This is a genomic window from Pseudomonas sp. BIGb0558, assembly GCF_024807515.1.
In the GTDB taxonomy this organism is placed as follows: domain Bacteria; phylum Pseudomonadota; class Gammaproteobacteria; order Pseudomonadales; family Pseudomonadaceae; genus Aquipseudomonas; species Aquipseudomonas yamanorum_A.
Genome location: NZ_JANUEW010000024.1, coordinates 1 through 16,017 on the forward strand (window position 1 = coordinate 1; position 16,017 = coordinate 16,017).

A 16,017-nucleotide genomic window follows, 5' to 3' on the forward strand; every position below is an offset into this window, starting at 1 on the left:
TCGCCCATCTGCAAGCGCATTACTTCCGGAGCCAGCGGCCAACGCATTGAACTGCAGGGTTATCACGGAATTGACGTGCAACTGCAGCAGCAGGGACAGAGTGATCTCTATGAAGCCAAGTTACCAATGGATGGCGGCGGTGCGTGCCAGTGGCGTTTGAGTAACGTCATCTTTGGCGTTGCCTACAGCAATCCCGCGCAATTTGGCGAGAATGTCACTTACGGTGCGGGAGGCGGAATTGTAGCGATATTTGATCAAAACAACTCACTACGAGGAGGTGCAGATATTGAAGTTGAGGGCGATTTGATGATCAAGAAAGACTACTACCCTTGGATTGATGAAGAGTTTTTGGGACCTTACAAAAAAACCGTAAGTTTGACGGGGGAGGGCGATATTTACCTCAGTTACCAGGCATTGCAAACTCGCCAAGTATATTTCGAGCCGGTTCTGCACTCAGGTTTCGCGGTCTATTCGGCTGGACCGAAGATTAAAAAGGAAGGTAACCACACCGCCTTCACCTACCCCGATGGCAGCACCTCAGCCGATGGCCGCTCCAAACCCGACTTCCGCAAATTACAAGCCATCCGCCTGGCTGCGGAGGTTCAACAATGAACATTGTTCTTCCCCTCACCATGATCACGCTGTTCACCAGCCTGAGCGGTTGTGCCATGGACCGTAGTTTGGCGCCGCCTCCGGACAGCGAACTCATGACCATCACGGTGAAAGTGCCCAAGGATTTGAAAGCGCGCACTCTGGAGGTGATGTATCGCTCGCCCATCTGCAAACGCATTACTTCCGGAGCCAGCGGCCAACGCATTGAGCTGCAGGGTTATCACGGGATTGACGTGCAACTGCAACAGCTGGGACAGAGTGATCTCTACGAAGCCAAGTTACCGATAGAAGGCGGCGGTGCGTGCCAATGGCATTTGAGTAATGTGTCCTTCGGGGTCGTGTATAGCGATCCCAAGCGTTTTGGAGAGAACGTGACTTGGGGGGCGGGGGGAGGTATTGGCGTGAAGTTTGACCAGAACCGTCCGTTGAGAACCTCCGGAATACCGATAGAAGTTGAAGGAGACTTGACGCTCAAGAAGGACTATTACGCCTGGATCGATGAAGAGTTTTTGGGACCTTACAAAAAAACCGTAAGTTTGGCGGGTGAGGGCGATATTTACCTCAGCTACCAGGCATTGCAAGCTCGCCAAATATATTTCGAGCCGGTTCTGCACTCAGGTTTCGCGGTGTATTCGGCTGGACCGAAGATTAAAAAGGAAGGTAACCACACCGCCTTCACCTACCCCGACGGCAGCACCTCAGCCGACGGTCGCTCCAAACCCGACTTCCGCAAATTACAAGCCATCCGCCTGGCTGCGCAGGCGCAAAAATGAACATGGTTCTTCCCTTCGGATTCATCACTCTATTTACCGGGGTCACGTCACCCGTCTGGCTGCGCGGTACAAGGCTGTTCGCCCCCGTCACCGTGCTTCTTCCCTACGACCCTTACAGCCAGTCATTAGCCCAGTCTTAACCATTGGAATTAATTCGTATGTCCCAAGAATTTGTTTTGCTGGGTGATAAAACCACCCACGACGGCGAAGTGATCTCGGCGTCTTCCACTATGTTCGTAAATGGCAGGCTCGTGGCTTTAGTCGGTGACGAAGTCAGTTGCCCCCTGCATGGGCGTAACGCGATTACCGAGGGTACCGATCAATGGTCTGAAAACGGTCGGGCGATGGTGGTCAACGGCTGTCACAGCGAGTGCGGTTGCCAGGTGATTTCCAGTGCTTCCGATTGCAGGGTGGATTGAGCCATGGGCTGGGATCGTCAGGCGCCCGATAGGGGGGAAGTTCCGGCACCGATTGTGGTGAGCCGTTGGATATTGGCGGCGGTCGTGGCGGTGCTGGCCAGTGTGCTGCTGTTCTTGCTGTACGCCTCTGAGCGCGTGCCGCCGCTGCACGCCGTGAACATCTGGGCGGTGTCCGGCTCACCCTTGCTGATCTGGCTCCTCGCGTTTGGCGCGCGCGCTTACTTCTACGGCGGCGCGCTGAGTCATCAGCAGTTTCTTGAGGAGGAGGCACTGGTTGCGCAACAGGCCTGGCAGGGCTGGGCGCAACGGTATATGGCGGTGTGCGGCAGTTGCGTGCTGCTGCCGGATCAGGTGTCTGCCAGCGCGCTGGCGCAAGGTGCTGTCAGCTTTCCAAACCGTAGCGGGCAAGCAAGGCGCATTACGGCATTGTTGATCCCGCATGTGCGTGCGCTAACGGGGTTGCAGTTGCTGCTTCAGGCGCTGGACGCGACATTGCTGGCTCTGCCTGCGGGTCGGGCGCTGCACGTCACCTTGTTGAGTGATGTCGAGCCCATGCATCACTTGGCGCTGCGCGATGCCTGGAAGCAGAGCTGGGTGGCCGTGATGGGCACGCCCATACCGGAAAAACTCACCGTGACTGATGAACTGCCCTACCAGTGGATTGACGACATATTGAAGACGGCCAGCCCGGCCCTTCAGTTGATCCTGGTGTTGCAGGTACGCGGCGAGGTGGCGTATTCCGATGGATTGGCGGCTTTGCTGTTGTGTCCGGACAGGCTGGCATCTGAGTGGGAGCTGCCTGTGCAGGGAAGGTTGTTGCGACCGATGCCGTTGGACACCACCCAGTTAAAGAACGAACTGACGCTGTTCATGCAAACCCAGCCCATCGCGCGTCAGGCCTCAAGCGTGTTGGCGGACGACGCAGACTGGCATCCATTGACCGGCGATGTCGCGGCTATCAGCGGCCATTGCGGCGCATCACTGACGGCTGGGCAACTATGGATTCAGGAATACCTCTGGGGACGCTCGGGACCTTTCAGCCACTGGCTGGTGGCAGCCCTTGGGATTGAAGTCGCCCGACATCAGCAACGGCCTTTGCTGTTGCTGACTCGGGACGAAACGCGGCATTGGATCAGCACCGTTACCACTGGAGAGTTGGCATGAAGCAGGGAAGCAATTCGTGGCGCCTGATTGGCACGTCGGTATGGGCCGTTGCATTGACCTCGGTGTTAGGTTGGGTGATCTGGAGGTATGGTCAGGAGGTGGGATTACTGGAGCCAGGGCAAAGGATTTCTGTTTTCTTGCTGATCATTCTTATGGCTGCCGTCGGGCTTTTTGCACCACGTCTGTTGATACAGCTCAAGCGACTCAACCATCGTGATCAGGGCCAGGTGGATAAGGTCTATCCTCAACCGGACGCGCCTTTGACGCCATCGCATAAGCCGGCTTTTAAGCTCGATGAGCTTATCTGTTCGCTTCACGTGAAATACGGCTTCTTCTGGCGCCTTAAGGTGCGTTTTTTTATCGTCTTCGGCGAGCCTGAACAGATTACCGCCATCGCCCCCAGCCTGACCCAGGACCACTGGCTGGAAGGACAAAACACCGTCCTGTTGTGGGGCGGCAGCGTGCATACCAAACTGGATGAGTCATTGCTGGCGCAGTGGCGTGCACTGAGCCGCTGGCGCGCCCTGGACGGTGTCGTCTGGGCGCTCAGCAGCGATCAAAGCGCTGACGATGCTGCGATGGCCGCCGGTGTTCGCTACTTGCGGTACCTGTCCGCTGGGCTGCGCTGGCAACTCCCGCTCCATCTTTGGCAGGTCTGCGACAGCCAATGGCCGCAAGCCAAACGTCAGGTCGACGCCGTCGGCTGTCGGCTGCCGCAAAAACTCACCGCCGCCGCCCTCGAAACCCGTCTCGCCGCCCTCATCGAGCCCCTGCGCAACGCCGGCTGGGCTCAGATGAAAATCAACAACGCCCACGACTTCCTCCTGCGTCTGGCCCGCGATCTGGGGGCCGAAGGCATTCCCCGCTGGTGTCAGGCGCTCGCACCGTTATTCGGTCAGTTCGCCCGCGGCGTGCCCCTGCGTGGCTTGTGGTTCAGTCTGCCGGTGGAGCGCATTTCCAAGGATCATTTCTGGCCCATCGACCCGGCCTGGGAAGGTGTTCTGCGGGACAAACCCTTTATCAGCCGGGTCGGCTGGAGCACCCCGCGTATCGGTTACGCCCTGGCCATGAGCCTGGCGCTGGTGTGGGCCGCCGGCCTGCTGCTGTCCTACGCCAGCAACCGGGCCCTGATCAGCCACGTGCAAACCTCGCTGACTGCGTTGCAGCACTCCAGGCAAGGCGACGAACAGTTCCGGGCCTTGCACGAGCTGACCCGCGAACTCGGTCGGCTGGACTACCGCGCCGAACACGGTACGCCCTGGCACCAACGTTTCGGCCTGAACCAGAACCAGGCCCTGCTCGACACCCTGTGGCCGCGCTATGTCGAAGCCAACCACCGCCTGATGCGCGATCCGGCTGCGGCTAACCTGCAACGCCAACTCATGGCTTTGATCCAGCTTGCGCCGGACAGTCCCGAGCGCGCCAGCGAGGCCCGGGTTGCCTACGGCCAGCTCAAGGCCTACCTGATGCTGGCGCATCCGGAAAAAACCGACGCCGAATTCCTCGCTAAAACCCTCAATGACGCCGAACCGTTGCGTCCCGGCGTCTCCCCCGGCTTGTGGCAAACCCTGTCGCCCGATCTCTGGCAGTTCTACAGCGAGCAACTGTCCGCGCATCCCGAGTGGCGCATCCCGGCCGACCCGAAGCTGATCGCCCAGGCCCGGCAAGTTCTCCTCGGCCAACTCGGCCAGCGCAATGCCGAAGCCAGCCTGTACCAACAGGTGCTCGACGCCTCCATCAATCACTCACCCGCCCTGGAGCTGCGCCAAATGGTCGGTGCCACCGACGCCCAGGCGTTGTTTTCCAGCGATGCCCGCGTACCCGGGGTGTTCACCCGACAAGCCTGGGAGGGCCAGGTGAGCCGGGCCATCGACGACATTGCCGAAGCCCGTCGCGAACAAATCGACTGGGTCCTCAGCGATCAGCTCAGTGATATCGCCAGCGACCTGACGCCGGCCATGCTGAAAAAACGCCTCACCGAGCACTACTTCGACGACTACGCCAGCGCCTGGCTGGACTTCCTCAACAGCCTGCGCTGGCATCCCTCAGACAGCCTGCCCGATGTCATCGACCAATTGACCCTGATGAGCGACGCCCGCCAATCGCCGTTGATCGCACTGATGAACACCGTGGCCTACCAGGGCCAGGCCGGCACCCGTGGCCAAGGGCTGAAAGACACGTTGGTGAAATCCGCCCAGCAACTGATTGGCCAGGACAAGGTGGAGATGATCGACCCACCACTGCAGACCGGCCCGTTGGAGGCGACGTTTGGCCCATTGCTCTCCCTGATGAGCCAAGAGAAGAGCCTCAACCTGCACACCTTCCTCACCCAGGTCACCCGTGCCCGTCTGAAGCTGCAACAAATCAGCCACGCACCTGATCCGCAGGGCATGACCCAAGCCTTGGCGCAAAGCGTGTTCCAGGGCAAGAGCATCGACCTGACTGACACCCAATCCTACGGCAGCCTGATCGCCGCCAGCCTCGGCGCCGAGTGGTCAGGTTTGGGCGAAACGCTGTTCGTGCAGCCCCTGGATCACGCTTGGCAGCGCGTGCTGCAACCCTCAGCCGCGAGCCTCAATCGCCAGTGGCAGCGTGCGATTGTCACGCCTTGGCACAGCGCTTTCGCCAGCCGCTACCCGTTTGCCGCCACCGCCAGCGACGCCTCGTTACCGATGCTCGGCCAAATGATCCGCGCCGACTCGGGGCGCATCGAACAGTTTCTCCAGAGCCAACTGGGCGGCGTGTTGCGTAAGGAGGGCAACCGCTGGGTGGCCGACCGGCACAGCCAGGGCCTGCGCTTCAATCCGCAGTTTCTCGCGGCTATCAACCAACTGAGCGACCTTGCCGATGTGCTCTACACCGACGGTGGCATGGGCCTGAGTTTCGAACTCCAGGGCAAGGCTGCTCGAGACATCGTGCAAACCACCTTCATCCTCAACGGCGAACGGCACCACTACTTCAACCAGCAAGAAAGTTGGCAACGCTTCAACTGGCCCGGGCGCAGCGACTATCCGGGAGCGAGCCTGAGCTGGACCAGCGTGCACACCGGAGAACGTTTGTTCGGTGACTACCAGGGCACCTGGGGCCTGATCCGCCTGTTGGAAAAAGCCCGGCTTACCGCACTGGACGATGGCGATAGCCGCTACCGCATGGTGCTCAAGGCGCCGGACGGCCTGGATCTGACCTGGCACCTGCGCACAGAACTGGACGCCGGACCGCTGGCGTTGTTGAAATTGCGGGGTTTTACGTTGCCGGCGCAGATTTTTCTTACGGGGGAGCGGAGTGAAGGATGAACCCTGGGGATGTGATCTTCCCGGGTACGTTTGGCCAAAGATCGGCCACCAGGAACAACCGTTCAGCTTCCTCCCACTCGCCCTCGCTGTTTTCCACCAGGCGCACCAGCAATTGTGCAGGTGCCATGGGGTCCAGTTCGGTGAGCCAGTGCTGCATCCGGGCTGCGTCCCAGGCTTCGTCCGCCGGGTAGTGCGCCGGCGCCAGCCATGCGTGGCGGGGCAGCGGTTGCCAGCGACCGGCGGGACTCTGCTCGATAAACCTCGACCAATCGCGCTGATGCAGCCAGCGCCCGTTCAGGTGCTGCGGATGTGCGCCCACCGGTGCATGCGCCAGGCCAGGCCAGGGGTAGAGCAAATACCCGCCCAGCCATAGATGCGCATCAAAGGCCTGGATATCCAGGGCCGCCAGCACTTCCCGGCTCTCCGGCCGGGCGGAGATCGGCAATTGATGCTGGGCCAGATGGGCCAGCTTGCGGTCCAACCGGTCATGGCAGCCGGGGCCGAGCCATTGCGCCGTGTCCTGGCCGTCGCCGTCCTGGGGCCCCAGGTAGAGTTTGATCGCCAGTTCCAAGTGGTGCACGCCATCGCGGTCACGCAGCAGCATGTCCAGTTCGCCCAGGGTATGCCCGGCCTGGCGGATCGGCAGGTTGGCTGCCAGCAATTCCACGCCCGGCGCGTGTTGCACCGCGAACTGCCACAGCCGTTCGTAATACAGGCCCAATCGGCGGGTGCGTGCCTGGCTCAGCCAGTGCAGCAAGGCGCTGCTGTCCTGGTCCAGTTGCCGCAGCCAGTGTTCCAGCCTATGCGGGGCCTGCACCCAGTCGCTGCCGGTCAGCGGGTGACGCTGCGGCCACGGCGTCTGCGCGAGCATCGGCGGGGCGAGCACCACCCACGCGAGGTCGCGCACCTCGGGGTGACGCAGTTGGCGGGGCAGGTGCTGCAGATCAGGGAACAGGGTCATGGTCCGAGCATAGCCTTTTACGGCCGGGAAGGGGGCTGAGAACCGTTGTCGTCTGGGGTTTGCGGCGACAAAGGATTTTGTGTAACGCCGGCTTTCGCCCATAATCGTTCTTTTTTGCAGAACCCGAACCCCGCAGGAGCCCCATGGAGCAATTTCGCAATATCGGCATTATCGGTCGCCTGGGCAGTACCCAGGTGTTGGACACCGTCCGCCGGCTGAAAAAGTTTCTGCTCGAGCGCCACCTGCATGTGATCCTCGAAGACACCATCGCTGAAATCCTCCCGGGCCATGGCCTGCAAACCTCGTCGCGCAAGATGCTCGGTGAAGTCTGCGACATGGTGATCGTGGTGGGCGGCGACGGCAGCCTGCTGGGCGCCGCCCGTGCGCTGGCGCGGCATAACGTGCCGGTGCTGGGGATCAACCGCGGGAGCCTGGGGTTCCTCACCGATATTCGCCCCGACGACCTGGAAGTCGAAGTGGCCAAGGTGCTGGACGGCCATTATCTGGTGGAAAACCGCTTCCTGCTGCAAGCCGAAGTGCGCCGCCACGGCGAAGCCATCGGCCAGGGCGACGCCCTCAACGACGTGGTGCTGCACCCCGGCAAGTCGACCCGGATGATCGAGTTCGAGTTGTACATCGACGGCCAGTTCGTGTGCAGCCAGAAGGCCGACGGCCTGATCGTCGCTACGCCCACCGGTTCGACGGCCTACGCACTGTCTGCCGGCGGCCCGATCATGCATCCCAAGCTGGATGCCATTGTGATCGTGCCGATGTACCCCCATATGTTGTCCAGCAGACCGATTGTGGTCGACGGCAACAGTGAGCTGAAAATCGTGGTGTCCAAAGACATGCAGATCTACCCGCAAGTCTCCTGCGACGGGCAGAACCATTTTACCTGCGCCCCCGGTGACACCATCACCGTGAGCAAAAAGGCACAGAAGTTGCGGTTGATCCACCCGCTGGACCACAACTACTACGAAGTGTGCCGCACCAAGCTGGGCTGGGGCAGCCGCTTGGGGGGTGGAGGCGACTGATGCTCGATCCCGCGCGTAGCTACGACCTGATTGGTGACGTGCACGGTTGCGCTCATACCCTTGAGCACTTGCTTAAGCAACTGGGTTACCACAAGCAGGGCGGCACCTGGCGCCATCCGTCGCGAATGGCCGTGTTCCTCGGCGATATCATCGACCGTGGCCCGCGCATTCGCGAGGCGCTGCATATCGTCCACGACATGACCGAGGCCGGCCAGGCGCTGTGCATCATGGGCAACCATGAGTTCAATGCGTTGGGCTGGAGCACGCCGGCGACTCCGGGCAGCGGCAAGCAGTTTGTGCGCGAACACACGCCACGCCATGCGCGATTGATCCACGAAACCCTGACCCAGTTCGAACAGCATCCGGCGGACTGGCACGACTTCCTCGGCTGGTTCTACGACATGCCGCTGTTTGTCGATGCCGGGCGATTCCGCGTGGTGCACGCCTGCTGGGACAACGGCTTTATCGAACCCCTGCGCGCGCATTTCCCGGACGGCTGCATCGACCAGCACTTCCTGCAAGCCGCCGCCGTGCCCGGCAGTTTTGCCAGCAATGCCTTCGACCGCCTGTTGCGCGGCACCGATATGCGCCTGCCGGACGGCATGACCCTGACCGGCGGCGACGGCCTGACGCGCTCGTTTTTCCGTACCAAATTCTGGGAAGACGACCCCAAGACCTACGGCGACATCGTGTTCCAGCCCGATGCGCTGCCAGAACCGGTGGCCGCCACGCCACTGTCGTCCACTGAAAAGAATTCCCTGCTGCGCTACGGCGTCGACGAGCCGTTGCTGTTCGTCGGCCACTACTGGCGCAGCGGCAAACCGGCGCCGATCCGCCCGAACCTGGCTTGCCTGGACTACAGCGCGGTGCTGTACGGCAAGCTGGTGGCCTACCGGCTGGATCAGGAAACCCGCCTGGACCCACGTAAATTTGTTTGGGTCGATGTCGAGCGCCCTGAGGTTATTTCATGAGTACCGTGGCTGTTTTACGTTTGCCGCTGGCGGTGGACTTGAGTGGTTTCGTCAAGCTGCTGCAACGCATGCAAGTGCCCCATCGCGTCAGCGAAGAGGCCGGGGAGCAGGTGTTGTGGGTACCCGACTCCATCAGCGAAGACGTGAAGGTCTTGTACCAGCGTTTCCCGGCCGGCGACCCGGACCAGCAACTGGATATTCCGGTGCAGGAAACGTCGACCAGGCGTCCGGGTTTTGTCCAGCAGTTGCGCCACAGCCCGGTGACCGGACTTATCCTGCTGCTGAGCATCATCGTCGCCGCCGTCACGCTGCTGGGGGACAACCTGCAAGCCATGAGCTGGCTGACGTTCCTGCCGTTCAGCGTGGTGGGCGAGTACATCCGTTTCACCCCGTTGGCCGACAGCCTGGCCTCGGGGCAGTGGTGGCGGCTGGTCACGCCGATGCTGATCCACTTCGGCATCCTGCACCTGGCCATGAACGGCATGTGGTACTGGGAACTGGGGCGGCGTATCGAGCTGCGCCAGGGCAGCATCAACCTGCTGGGCCTGACGCTGTTGTTCAGCCTGGTGTCGAACTACGCTCAATACTATTTTGGCGGCCCCGGCCTGTTTGGCGGGTTGTCCGGCGTGCTGTACGGCTTGCTCGGGCATTGCTGGATCTATCAACTGTTGTCGCCTAATCCGGCGTATCGCCTGCCTCGCGGGGTGTTGGTGATGATGCTGGTGTGGCTGGTGCTGTGCCTGTCGGGCCTGGTCTCGATGATCGGCTTCGGCGAAATCGCCAATGCGGCCCACGTGGGTGGCCTGGTAATCGGGTGCCTGACCGGTTTGCTGGGTGGCTTGTACAGCCGCCGCAAAATGTCTCCTATTTAGTTAAGGAAGAGTCTTATGTCCTCTTTTGTCGAAATGATCGAAAACATCACCCCGGACATCTACGAGAGCCTCAAGCTCGCCGTGGAAATCGGCAAATGGTCCGATGGCCGCAAGCTCACCGCCGAGCAGCGTGAACTGTCGTTGCAGGCGGTCATCGCCTGGGAACTGCAGAACCTGCCGGAAGACCAGCGCACCGGCTATATGGGCCCGCAGGAATGCGCCTCGAAGTCGGCGCCGGTGCCGAACATCCTGTTCAAGTCGGATGCCATCCATTGATTGAGATTGGCCGTGGTGCAGTCAGCAAAATGTCGGCGCAGTTGGGTGAGCCGACCGTTCAATACGCGTTTCGCCTCGGCGATACCGAGGTGCCGGTCAACCCGTTGATCGGCACCACCGTGCGCCTGGAATACCTCGGTGCGATCCATTGCACCCATTGCGGTCGCAAGACCAAGACCAGTTTCAGCCAGGGTTACTGCTACCCGTGCATGACCAAACTGGCCCAGTGCGACCTGTGCATCATGAGCCCCGAGCGCTGCCATTACGACGCCGGCACCTGCCGCGATCCGGCCTGGGGTGAAAAATTCTGCATGACCGACCACGTGGTGTACCTGGCGAATTCGTCGGGGATCAAGGTCGGCATCACCCGCGCCAGCCAGCTGCCAACCCGCTGGCTGGACCAGGGTGCCAGCCAGGCGCTGCCGATCATGCGCGTTGCCACGCGCCAGCAGTCGGGCTTCGTCGAAGACCTGTTCCGCAGCCAGGTGGCCGACAAGACCAACTGGCGCGCGCTGCTCAAGGGCGACGCCCAGGCAGTCAACCTTGGCCAGGTGCGCGACGAACTGTTCGCCAGCTGTGCCGAAGGCTTGCTCGGTTTGCAGGAACGCTTTGGCCTGCAGGCCATCCAACCGGTGAGCGACATCGAACCGATCGAAATCCGCTACCCGATCGAGCAGTATCCGACCAAGATCGTCAGCTTCAACCTGGACAAGAACCCGATTGCCGAAGGCACGCTGATGGGGATCAAGGGCCAATACCTGATCTTCGATACCGGCGTGATCAACATTCGTAAATACACGGCCTACCAGCTCGCCGTGCATCAGTAGAAGGACGACAGACATGCGCACCGAACAGCCGAAGATGATTTACCTGAAGGACTATCAGGCGCCGGACTACCTGATCGACGAGACGCACCTGACCTTCGAGTTGTTCGAGGACCACAGCCTGGTCCACGCGCAACTGGTGATGCGCCGCAACCCCGAACGTGGCGCCGGCTTGCCGCCACTGGTGCTGGACGGCCAGCAGCTTGAGCTGTTGAGCGTGAACCTGGCCGACCAGGAACTGACCGACGCGGACTACCAGTTGAGCGACAGCCACCTGACCGTGCACCCCACCAGCGCGACCTTCACCCTCGACACCACGGTGAAGATCCACCCGGAAACCAACACCGCCCTGGAAGGCCTGTACAAATCCAGCGGCATGTTCTGCACCCAGTGCGAGGCCGAAGGCTTCCGCAAGATCACCTATTACCTCGACCGCCCGGACGTGATGAGCGTGTTCACCACCACGGTGATCGCCGAACAGCACAGCTACCCGGTGCTGCTGTCCAACGGTAACCCGATTGCTTCCGGCCCCGGCGAAGACGGCCGGCACTGGGCGACCTGGGAAGACCCGTTCAAGAAACCGGCGTACCTGTTCGCACTGGTGGCCGGTGATTTGTGGTGTGTGGAAGACACCTTCACCACCCTGACCGAGCGCACCGTGGCGCTGCGTATCTATGTCGAGCCGGAAAACATCGACAAGTGCCAGCACGCCATGAACAGCCTGAAGAAGTCCATGCGCTGGGACGAAGAAGCCTATGGCCGTGAGTACGACCTCGACATCTTCATGATCGTGGCGGTCAACGACTTCAACATGGGCGCCATGGAGAACAAGGGCCTCAATATCTTCAACTCCAGCGCCGTGCTGGCCCGCGCCGAAACCGCTACCGACGCTGCGCACCAGCGTGTGGAGGCGATTGTCGCCCACGAATACTTCCACAACTGGTCGGGCAACCGCGTGACCTGCCGCGACTGGTTCCAGCTGTCGCTGAAGGAAGGCTTCACGGTGTTCCGTGACTCGCAATTCTCTGCCGACATGAACTCGGCGACGGTCAAGCGTATCCAGGACGTGGCCTACCTGCGCACTCACCAGTTCGCCGAAGACGCAGGGCCCATGGCTCACGCCGTGCGTCCAGATGGCTTTATCGAAATCTCCAACTTCTACACCCTGACCGTGTACGAAAAGGGTTCGGAAGTCGTCCGCATGATCCAGACCTTGCTCGGCGCCGAAGGCTTCCGTAAAGGCAGCGACCTGTACTTCGAACGCCACGACGGCCAGGCCGTGACCTGCGATGACTTTATCAAGGCCATGGAAGACGCTAACGGCGCCGACCTGACCCAGTTCAAGCGCTGGTACAGCCAAGCCGGCACGCCACGCCTGGCGGTGAGCGAGTCCTACGACGCAGCCGCAAAAACCTACAGCCTGACCTTCCGTCAAAGCTGCCCGGAAACCCCGGATAAGGTGGAAAAACTGCCGTTCGTGATTCCGGTCGAACTGGGCCTGCTGGACGGGAAGGGCGCGGGTATCGCCCTGCGCCTGGCCGGCGAAGCGACGGCTGGCGCCACGTCCCGGGTGATCTCGGTGACCGAAGCTGAACAGACCTTCACCTTTGTCGACATCGCCGAACACCCGCTGCCTTCGCTGCTGCGTGGCTTCTCGGCACCGGTGAAGCTGAGCTTCCCGTACAACCGTGACCAACTGATGTTCCTGATGCAGCACGACAGCGATGGTTTCAATCGCTGGGACGCCGGCCAGCAACTGTCGGTGCAAGTGTTGCAGGAGCTGATCGGCCAACATCAGCAAGGCAAGGCGCTGGTGCTGGATCAACGCCTGATCACTGCACTGCGCAGCGTATTGAGCGATGAAAGCCTGGACCAGGCGATGGTCGCCGAGATGCTGTCGCTGCCGAGTGAAGCCTACCTGACCGAAATCAGCGAAGTGGCGGATGTCGACGCCATCCACGCGGCCCGCGAGTTTGCCCGCGAGCAACTGGCCGAGAATCTGTTCGAAGGCCTGTGGTTGCGCTACCAGGCCAATCGCGACCTGTCGAAGAAAACTCCGTACGTGGCCGAGGCGGAACACTTTGCCCGTCGTGCCTTGCAGAACATCGCACTGTCGTACCTGATGCTCAGTGGCAAGCCTGAAGTGTTGGCGGCGACCCTTGAGCAGTTCGATGCCTGCGACAACATGACCGAGCGCCTGACGGCCCTGGCGGTGTTGGTCAACTCGCCGTTCGAAGAAGAGAAGGCCAAGGCCCTGGCGGTGTTCGCCGAGAACTTCAAGGACAACCCGCTGGTCATGGACCAGTGGTTCAGCGTGCAGGCCGGCAGCGGTTTGCCGGGTGCGCTGGAGCGGGTCAAGACGTTGATGCAGCACCCGGCGTTCAATATCAAGAACCCGAACAAGGTGCGCGCGCTGGTCGGCGCGTTTGCCGGGCAGAACCTGATCAACTTCCACGCAGCAGACGGCTCGGGTTATCGCTTCCTGGCGGACCTGGTGATCCAGTTGAACGGCTTCAACCCGCAGATTGCCTCGCGGCAGTTGGCACCGTTGACCCGCTGGCGCAAATACGACAGCGCGCGGCAGGCATTGATGAAAGGTGAGCTGGAGCGGATTCGCGCTTCCGGCGAGCTGTCCAGCGATGTGTTTGAAGTGGTGAGCAAGAGCCTCGCGTAACCGAGACCGCCGCTTTTTTAAGGCTGAGCACTCATATGTGGCGAGGGAGCTTGCTCCCGCTGGGCTGCGTAGCGGCCCCAAAATCCTGGGAGCGCTACGCACCCCAGCGGGAGCAAGCCCCCTCACCACAACTGGCCTTAGATAACCGGCGGCCAGCGCAGGTCCTGGGCCTCGTCAGCGGTATAGCGCGGGAAGCGCTCGGCGATCATCTCGTGGGGCACGCCCAGCGGTATCGCGCTTGCAGCGTCCAGGCGGGCCACTTGCTCGGCCGAAAGTTGCACCGTCAGCGCGCCCAGGGTGCCATCCAGTTGTTCGCGGGTACGCGGCCCCAGGATCGGAATCAGCGCGGTGGTAGAACGACGGGCTTTTTCCCGAAGCCAGGCGATGGCGATATGCGTCGGCGTGGCGTTCAGCTCGCCGGCAACCGCCAGCAGGGTGTCGAGTACCGCCGTTTCCCGCGCACTTTTCTCGGCATGAACCAAAATCCCCAGCTTGCTGGCGCGGGTATCGCCTTGGCTGTTGCGGTACTTGCCGGTCAGAAAACCACCCCCCAGCGGTGACCACAACGTGGCCGCCAAACCCAGTGCTTCGGCCATGGGCAGCAACTCACGGTCGGCGGTGCGTTCGGCCAGGCTGTATTCGGTCTGGATCGCTACCAGCGGCGCAAAGCCGCGTACTTCGGCGAGCAGGTCGGCGCGGGCAATGCGCCAGGCCGGGAAGTTCGACAAGCCGGCGTAGTGGATCTTGCCGGCACGCACCAGGTCATCAAAACCCCGCAGGATCTCTTCCATCGGCGTGACGTTGTCGCTGATATGCGCCCAGAACAGGTCGATATGGTCGGTGTTCAAGCGCTTCAGGCTTTCCTCGACAGCGCGCACCATGTTCTTGCGATTGTTGCCCAGCTTGATCGTGCCTTCGTCTTGCGGCTGGGTGCGCAGGGTGTACTTGGTGGCAATCACCAGGCGATCGCGTTCCGAGGCGATGAACTCGCCGAGCAGCACTTCCGATTGGCCGAACTGGTAGCCGTTGGCGGTATCAAGGAAATTACCGCCGGCTTCCAGGTAACCGTCGTAAATCCGCTTGGACTCTTCGCGCTCGGCGCCGTGGCCCCAACCTGTGCCGAAATTGGCGGTGCCCAGGGCCAGCTCCGACACCCGCAGGCCGCTACGACGGCCAAAGACTTTATTGCGCATAAGAGAACTCCTGACGCTGTGATTGGTTTAAATGTTTTGCAACATCTATTTAATATGATGTGAGTCATATTTTTCGTCAAGGGGCTTTTTTTGTCTTCTGAAGGGAAGGGCGCTGCTCCTGACACTTTCTGACGGAGGCCTCTGCTAAGCTGCGCCACCTTCCTCTTTCGAGCGTGATCACCTTGTCGCGTACCAGTCGTCTGCTGACCTTGTTGCAAGTCCTGCGGGGCAAAAAACGCCCGGTAACGGCCGCCGTGCTGGCGGCGGAGCTGGAGATTTCCGAACGCACGCTGTACCGCGACATCGCCGAGCTGACGGCCCTGGGCGCGCCGATTTTCGGCGAGGCGGGTGTGGGTTACGTGCTGCGTGCCGGCCTGTTCCTGCCGCCGCTGATGCTCAATGCCGACGAAACCGAGGCCATTGTGCTGGGCTTGCGGTATGTCGATCAGCGTGGCGATGACGTGCTGAGCCAGGCGGCGGCCAATGCCCTGGCAAAGATCGCCGACGTGCTGGACCCGGCCGCACAGGAAGCATTGCGCAATCCCACGTTGCTGCCGGGCCCCCCTGGCTTCGGCTACCCGGAAAACCGCGTGCCGTTGAATGTGTTCCGCGAGGCCATTCGCGGCCAGGCCAAGCTGCATATCGACTACGCCGACGCCAGCCAGACCCCCAGCCAACGCTTGATCTGGCCCCTGGCCCTGGGCTTTCTGAACGAAGTGCGGGTGATCGTCGCGTGGTGCGAGTTGCGCGGTGCCTATCGCACCTTCCGCACCGACCGGGTGGCCGCCGCGCGCCTGCAAGGTGAGCGTTATCCGGGCCGGCGCAGTGACTGGTTGCGGGGCTGGCGCAAGCTGATGGAACAGAACGAATCCGGGCCGTTTACTCCTGACAAGAACTGACACAGTGCTGCTTTAGCATGGCTCCATAAATCACCAACAAGGAGCTGTCACC

At 61.4% G+C, this 16,017-nt stretch carries 14 protein-coding genes; 12 read left to right on the forward strand and 2 right to left on the reverse strand.

Annotated elements, in window-relative coordinates; genetic code table 11:
* From M2400_RS23445 to M2400_RS23465, 5 genes are all read left to right on the forward strand, one after another.
* On the forward strand, positions 1–612 hold a 612-nt coding region (locus M2400_RS23445; RefSeq protein ID WP_259198299.1), incomplete at its 5' end, for a hypothetical protein.
* A complete protein-coding gene (locus tag M2400_RS23450; RefSeq protein WP_259198302.1) occupies positions 609–1,385 on the forward strand; it encodes a hypothetical protein in 777 nt (258 codons plus the stop codon). The genes M2400_RS23445 and M2400_RS23450, both read left to right, overlap by 4 nt.
* A gap of 158 nt (positions 1,386–1,543) precedes the next feature.
* A complete protein-coding gene (locus M2400_RS23455; protein ID WP_177047689.1) occupies positions 1,544–1,804 on the forward strand; it encodes a PAAR domain-containing protein in 261 nt (86 codons plus the stop codon).
* Positions 1,805–1,807: 3 nt separating this feature from the next.
* On the forward strand, positions 1,808–2,968 hold the full coding sequence (locus tag M2400_RS23460) for a hypothetical protein (RefSeq protein ID WP_259198303.1): 1,161 nt from the start codon (positions 1,808–1,810) through the stop codon (positions 2,966–2,968).
* Complete coding sequence (locus M2400_RS23465; RefSeq protein ID WP_259198305.1) at positions 2,965–6,261, forward strand: ImcF-related family protein; 3,297 nt, start codon at positions 2,965–2,967, stop codon at positions 6,259–6,261. Before M2400_RS23460 ends, M2400_RS23465 begins: the two co-directional genes overlap by 4 nt.
* Here the strand turns inward: M2400_RS23465 and M2400_RS23470 are convergent.
* Positions 6,236–7,222: a DUF1853 family protein gene (locus M2400_RS23470; RefSeq protein WP_259198307.1), complete on the reverse strand. Its 987-nt coding sequence runs from the start codon at positions 7,220–7,222 to the stop codon at positions 6,236–6,238. The genes M2400_RS23465 and M2400_RS23470 overlap by 26 nt on opposite strands.
* 143 nt (positions 7,223–7,365) lie before the next feature.
* On the opposite strand from M2400_RS23470, the gene M2400_RS23475 reads away from it, so the two are divergent.
* Genes M2400_RS23475 through pepN form a run of 6 tightly spaced genes read left to right on the forward strand, consistent with a single transcriptional unit; the run spans position 7,366 to position 13,873 of the window.
* Complete coding sequence (locus M2400_RS23475; protein WP_010210870.1) at positions 7,366–8,256, forward strand: NAD(+) kinase; 891 nt, start codon at positions 7,366–7,368, stop codon at positions 8,254–8,256.
* Complete coding sequence (locus tag M2400_RS23480; protein ID WP_259198419.1) at positions 8,253–9,227, forward strand: metallophosphoesterase; 975 nt, start codon at positions 8,253–8,255, stop codon at positions 9,225–9,227. The genes M2400_RS23475 and M2400_RS23480 overlap by 4 nt, the downstream gene beginning before the upstream one ends.
* On the forward strand, positions 9,224–10,099 hold the full coding sequence (locus M2400_RS23485; protein WP_177047700.1) for a rhomboid family intramembrane serine protease: 876 nt from the start codon (positions 9,224–9,226) through the stop codon (positions 10,097–10,099). The genes M2400_RS23480 and M2400_RS23485 overlap by 4 nt, the downstream gene beginning before the upstream one ends.
* A 15-nt stretch (positions 10,100–10,114) precedes the next feature.
* Positions 10,115–10,375, forward strand: a complete 261-nt coding sequence (locus tag M2400_RS23490; protein WP_003217900.1) for a YeaC family protein — start codon at positions 10,115–10,117, stop codon at positions 10,373–10,375.
* Complete coding sequence (locus M2400_RS23495) at positions 10,372–11,202, forward strand: DUF2797 domain-containing protein (protein ID WP_259198421.1); 831 nt, start codon at positions 10,372–10,374, stop codon at positions 11,200–11,202. Before M2400_RS23490 ends, M2400_RS23495 begins: the two co-directional genes overlap by 4 nt.
* A 13-nt stretch (positions 11,203–11,215) precedes the next feature.
* Positions 11,216–13,873, forward strand: coding sequence for an aminopeptidase N (gene pepN / locus M2400_RS23500; protein ID WP_259198320.1), 2,658 nt, complete (start codon positions 11,216–11,218; stop codon positions 13,871–13,873).
* Between the two features lie 137 nt (positions 13,874–14,010).
* Here pepN and M2400_RS23505 read toward each other — a convergent pair whose 3' ends face one another.
* Entirely contained in the window at positions 14,011–15,066 is a 1,056-nt protein-coding gene (locus M2400_RS23505) for an aldo/keto reductase (protein WP_177079586.1), read from the reverse strand.
* 182 nt (positions 15,067–15,248) lie between these two features.
* On the opposite strand from M2400_RS23505, the gene M2400_RS23510 reads away from it, so the two are divergent.
* Positions 15,249–15,965, forward strand: coding sequence for a YafY family protein (locus tag M2400_RS23510; RefSeq protein ID WP_177047707.1), 717 nt, complete (start codon positions 15,249–15,251; stop codon positions 15,963–15,965).
* The last annotated feature ends 52 nt before the right edge of the window (positions 15,966–16,017 follow it).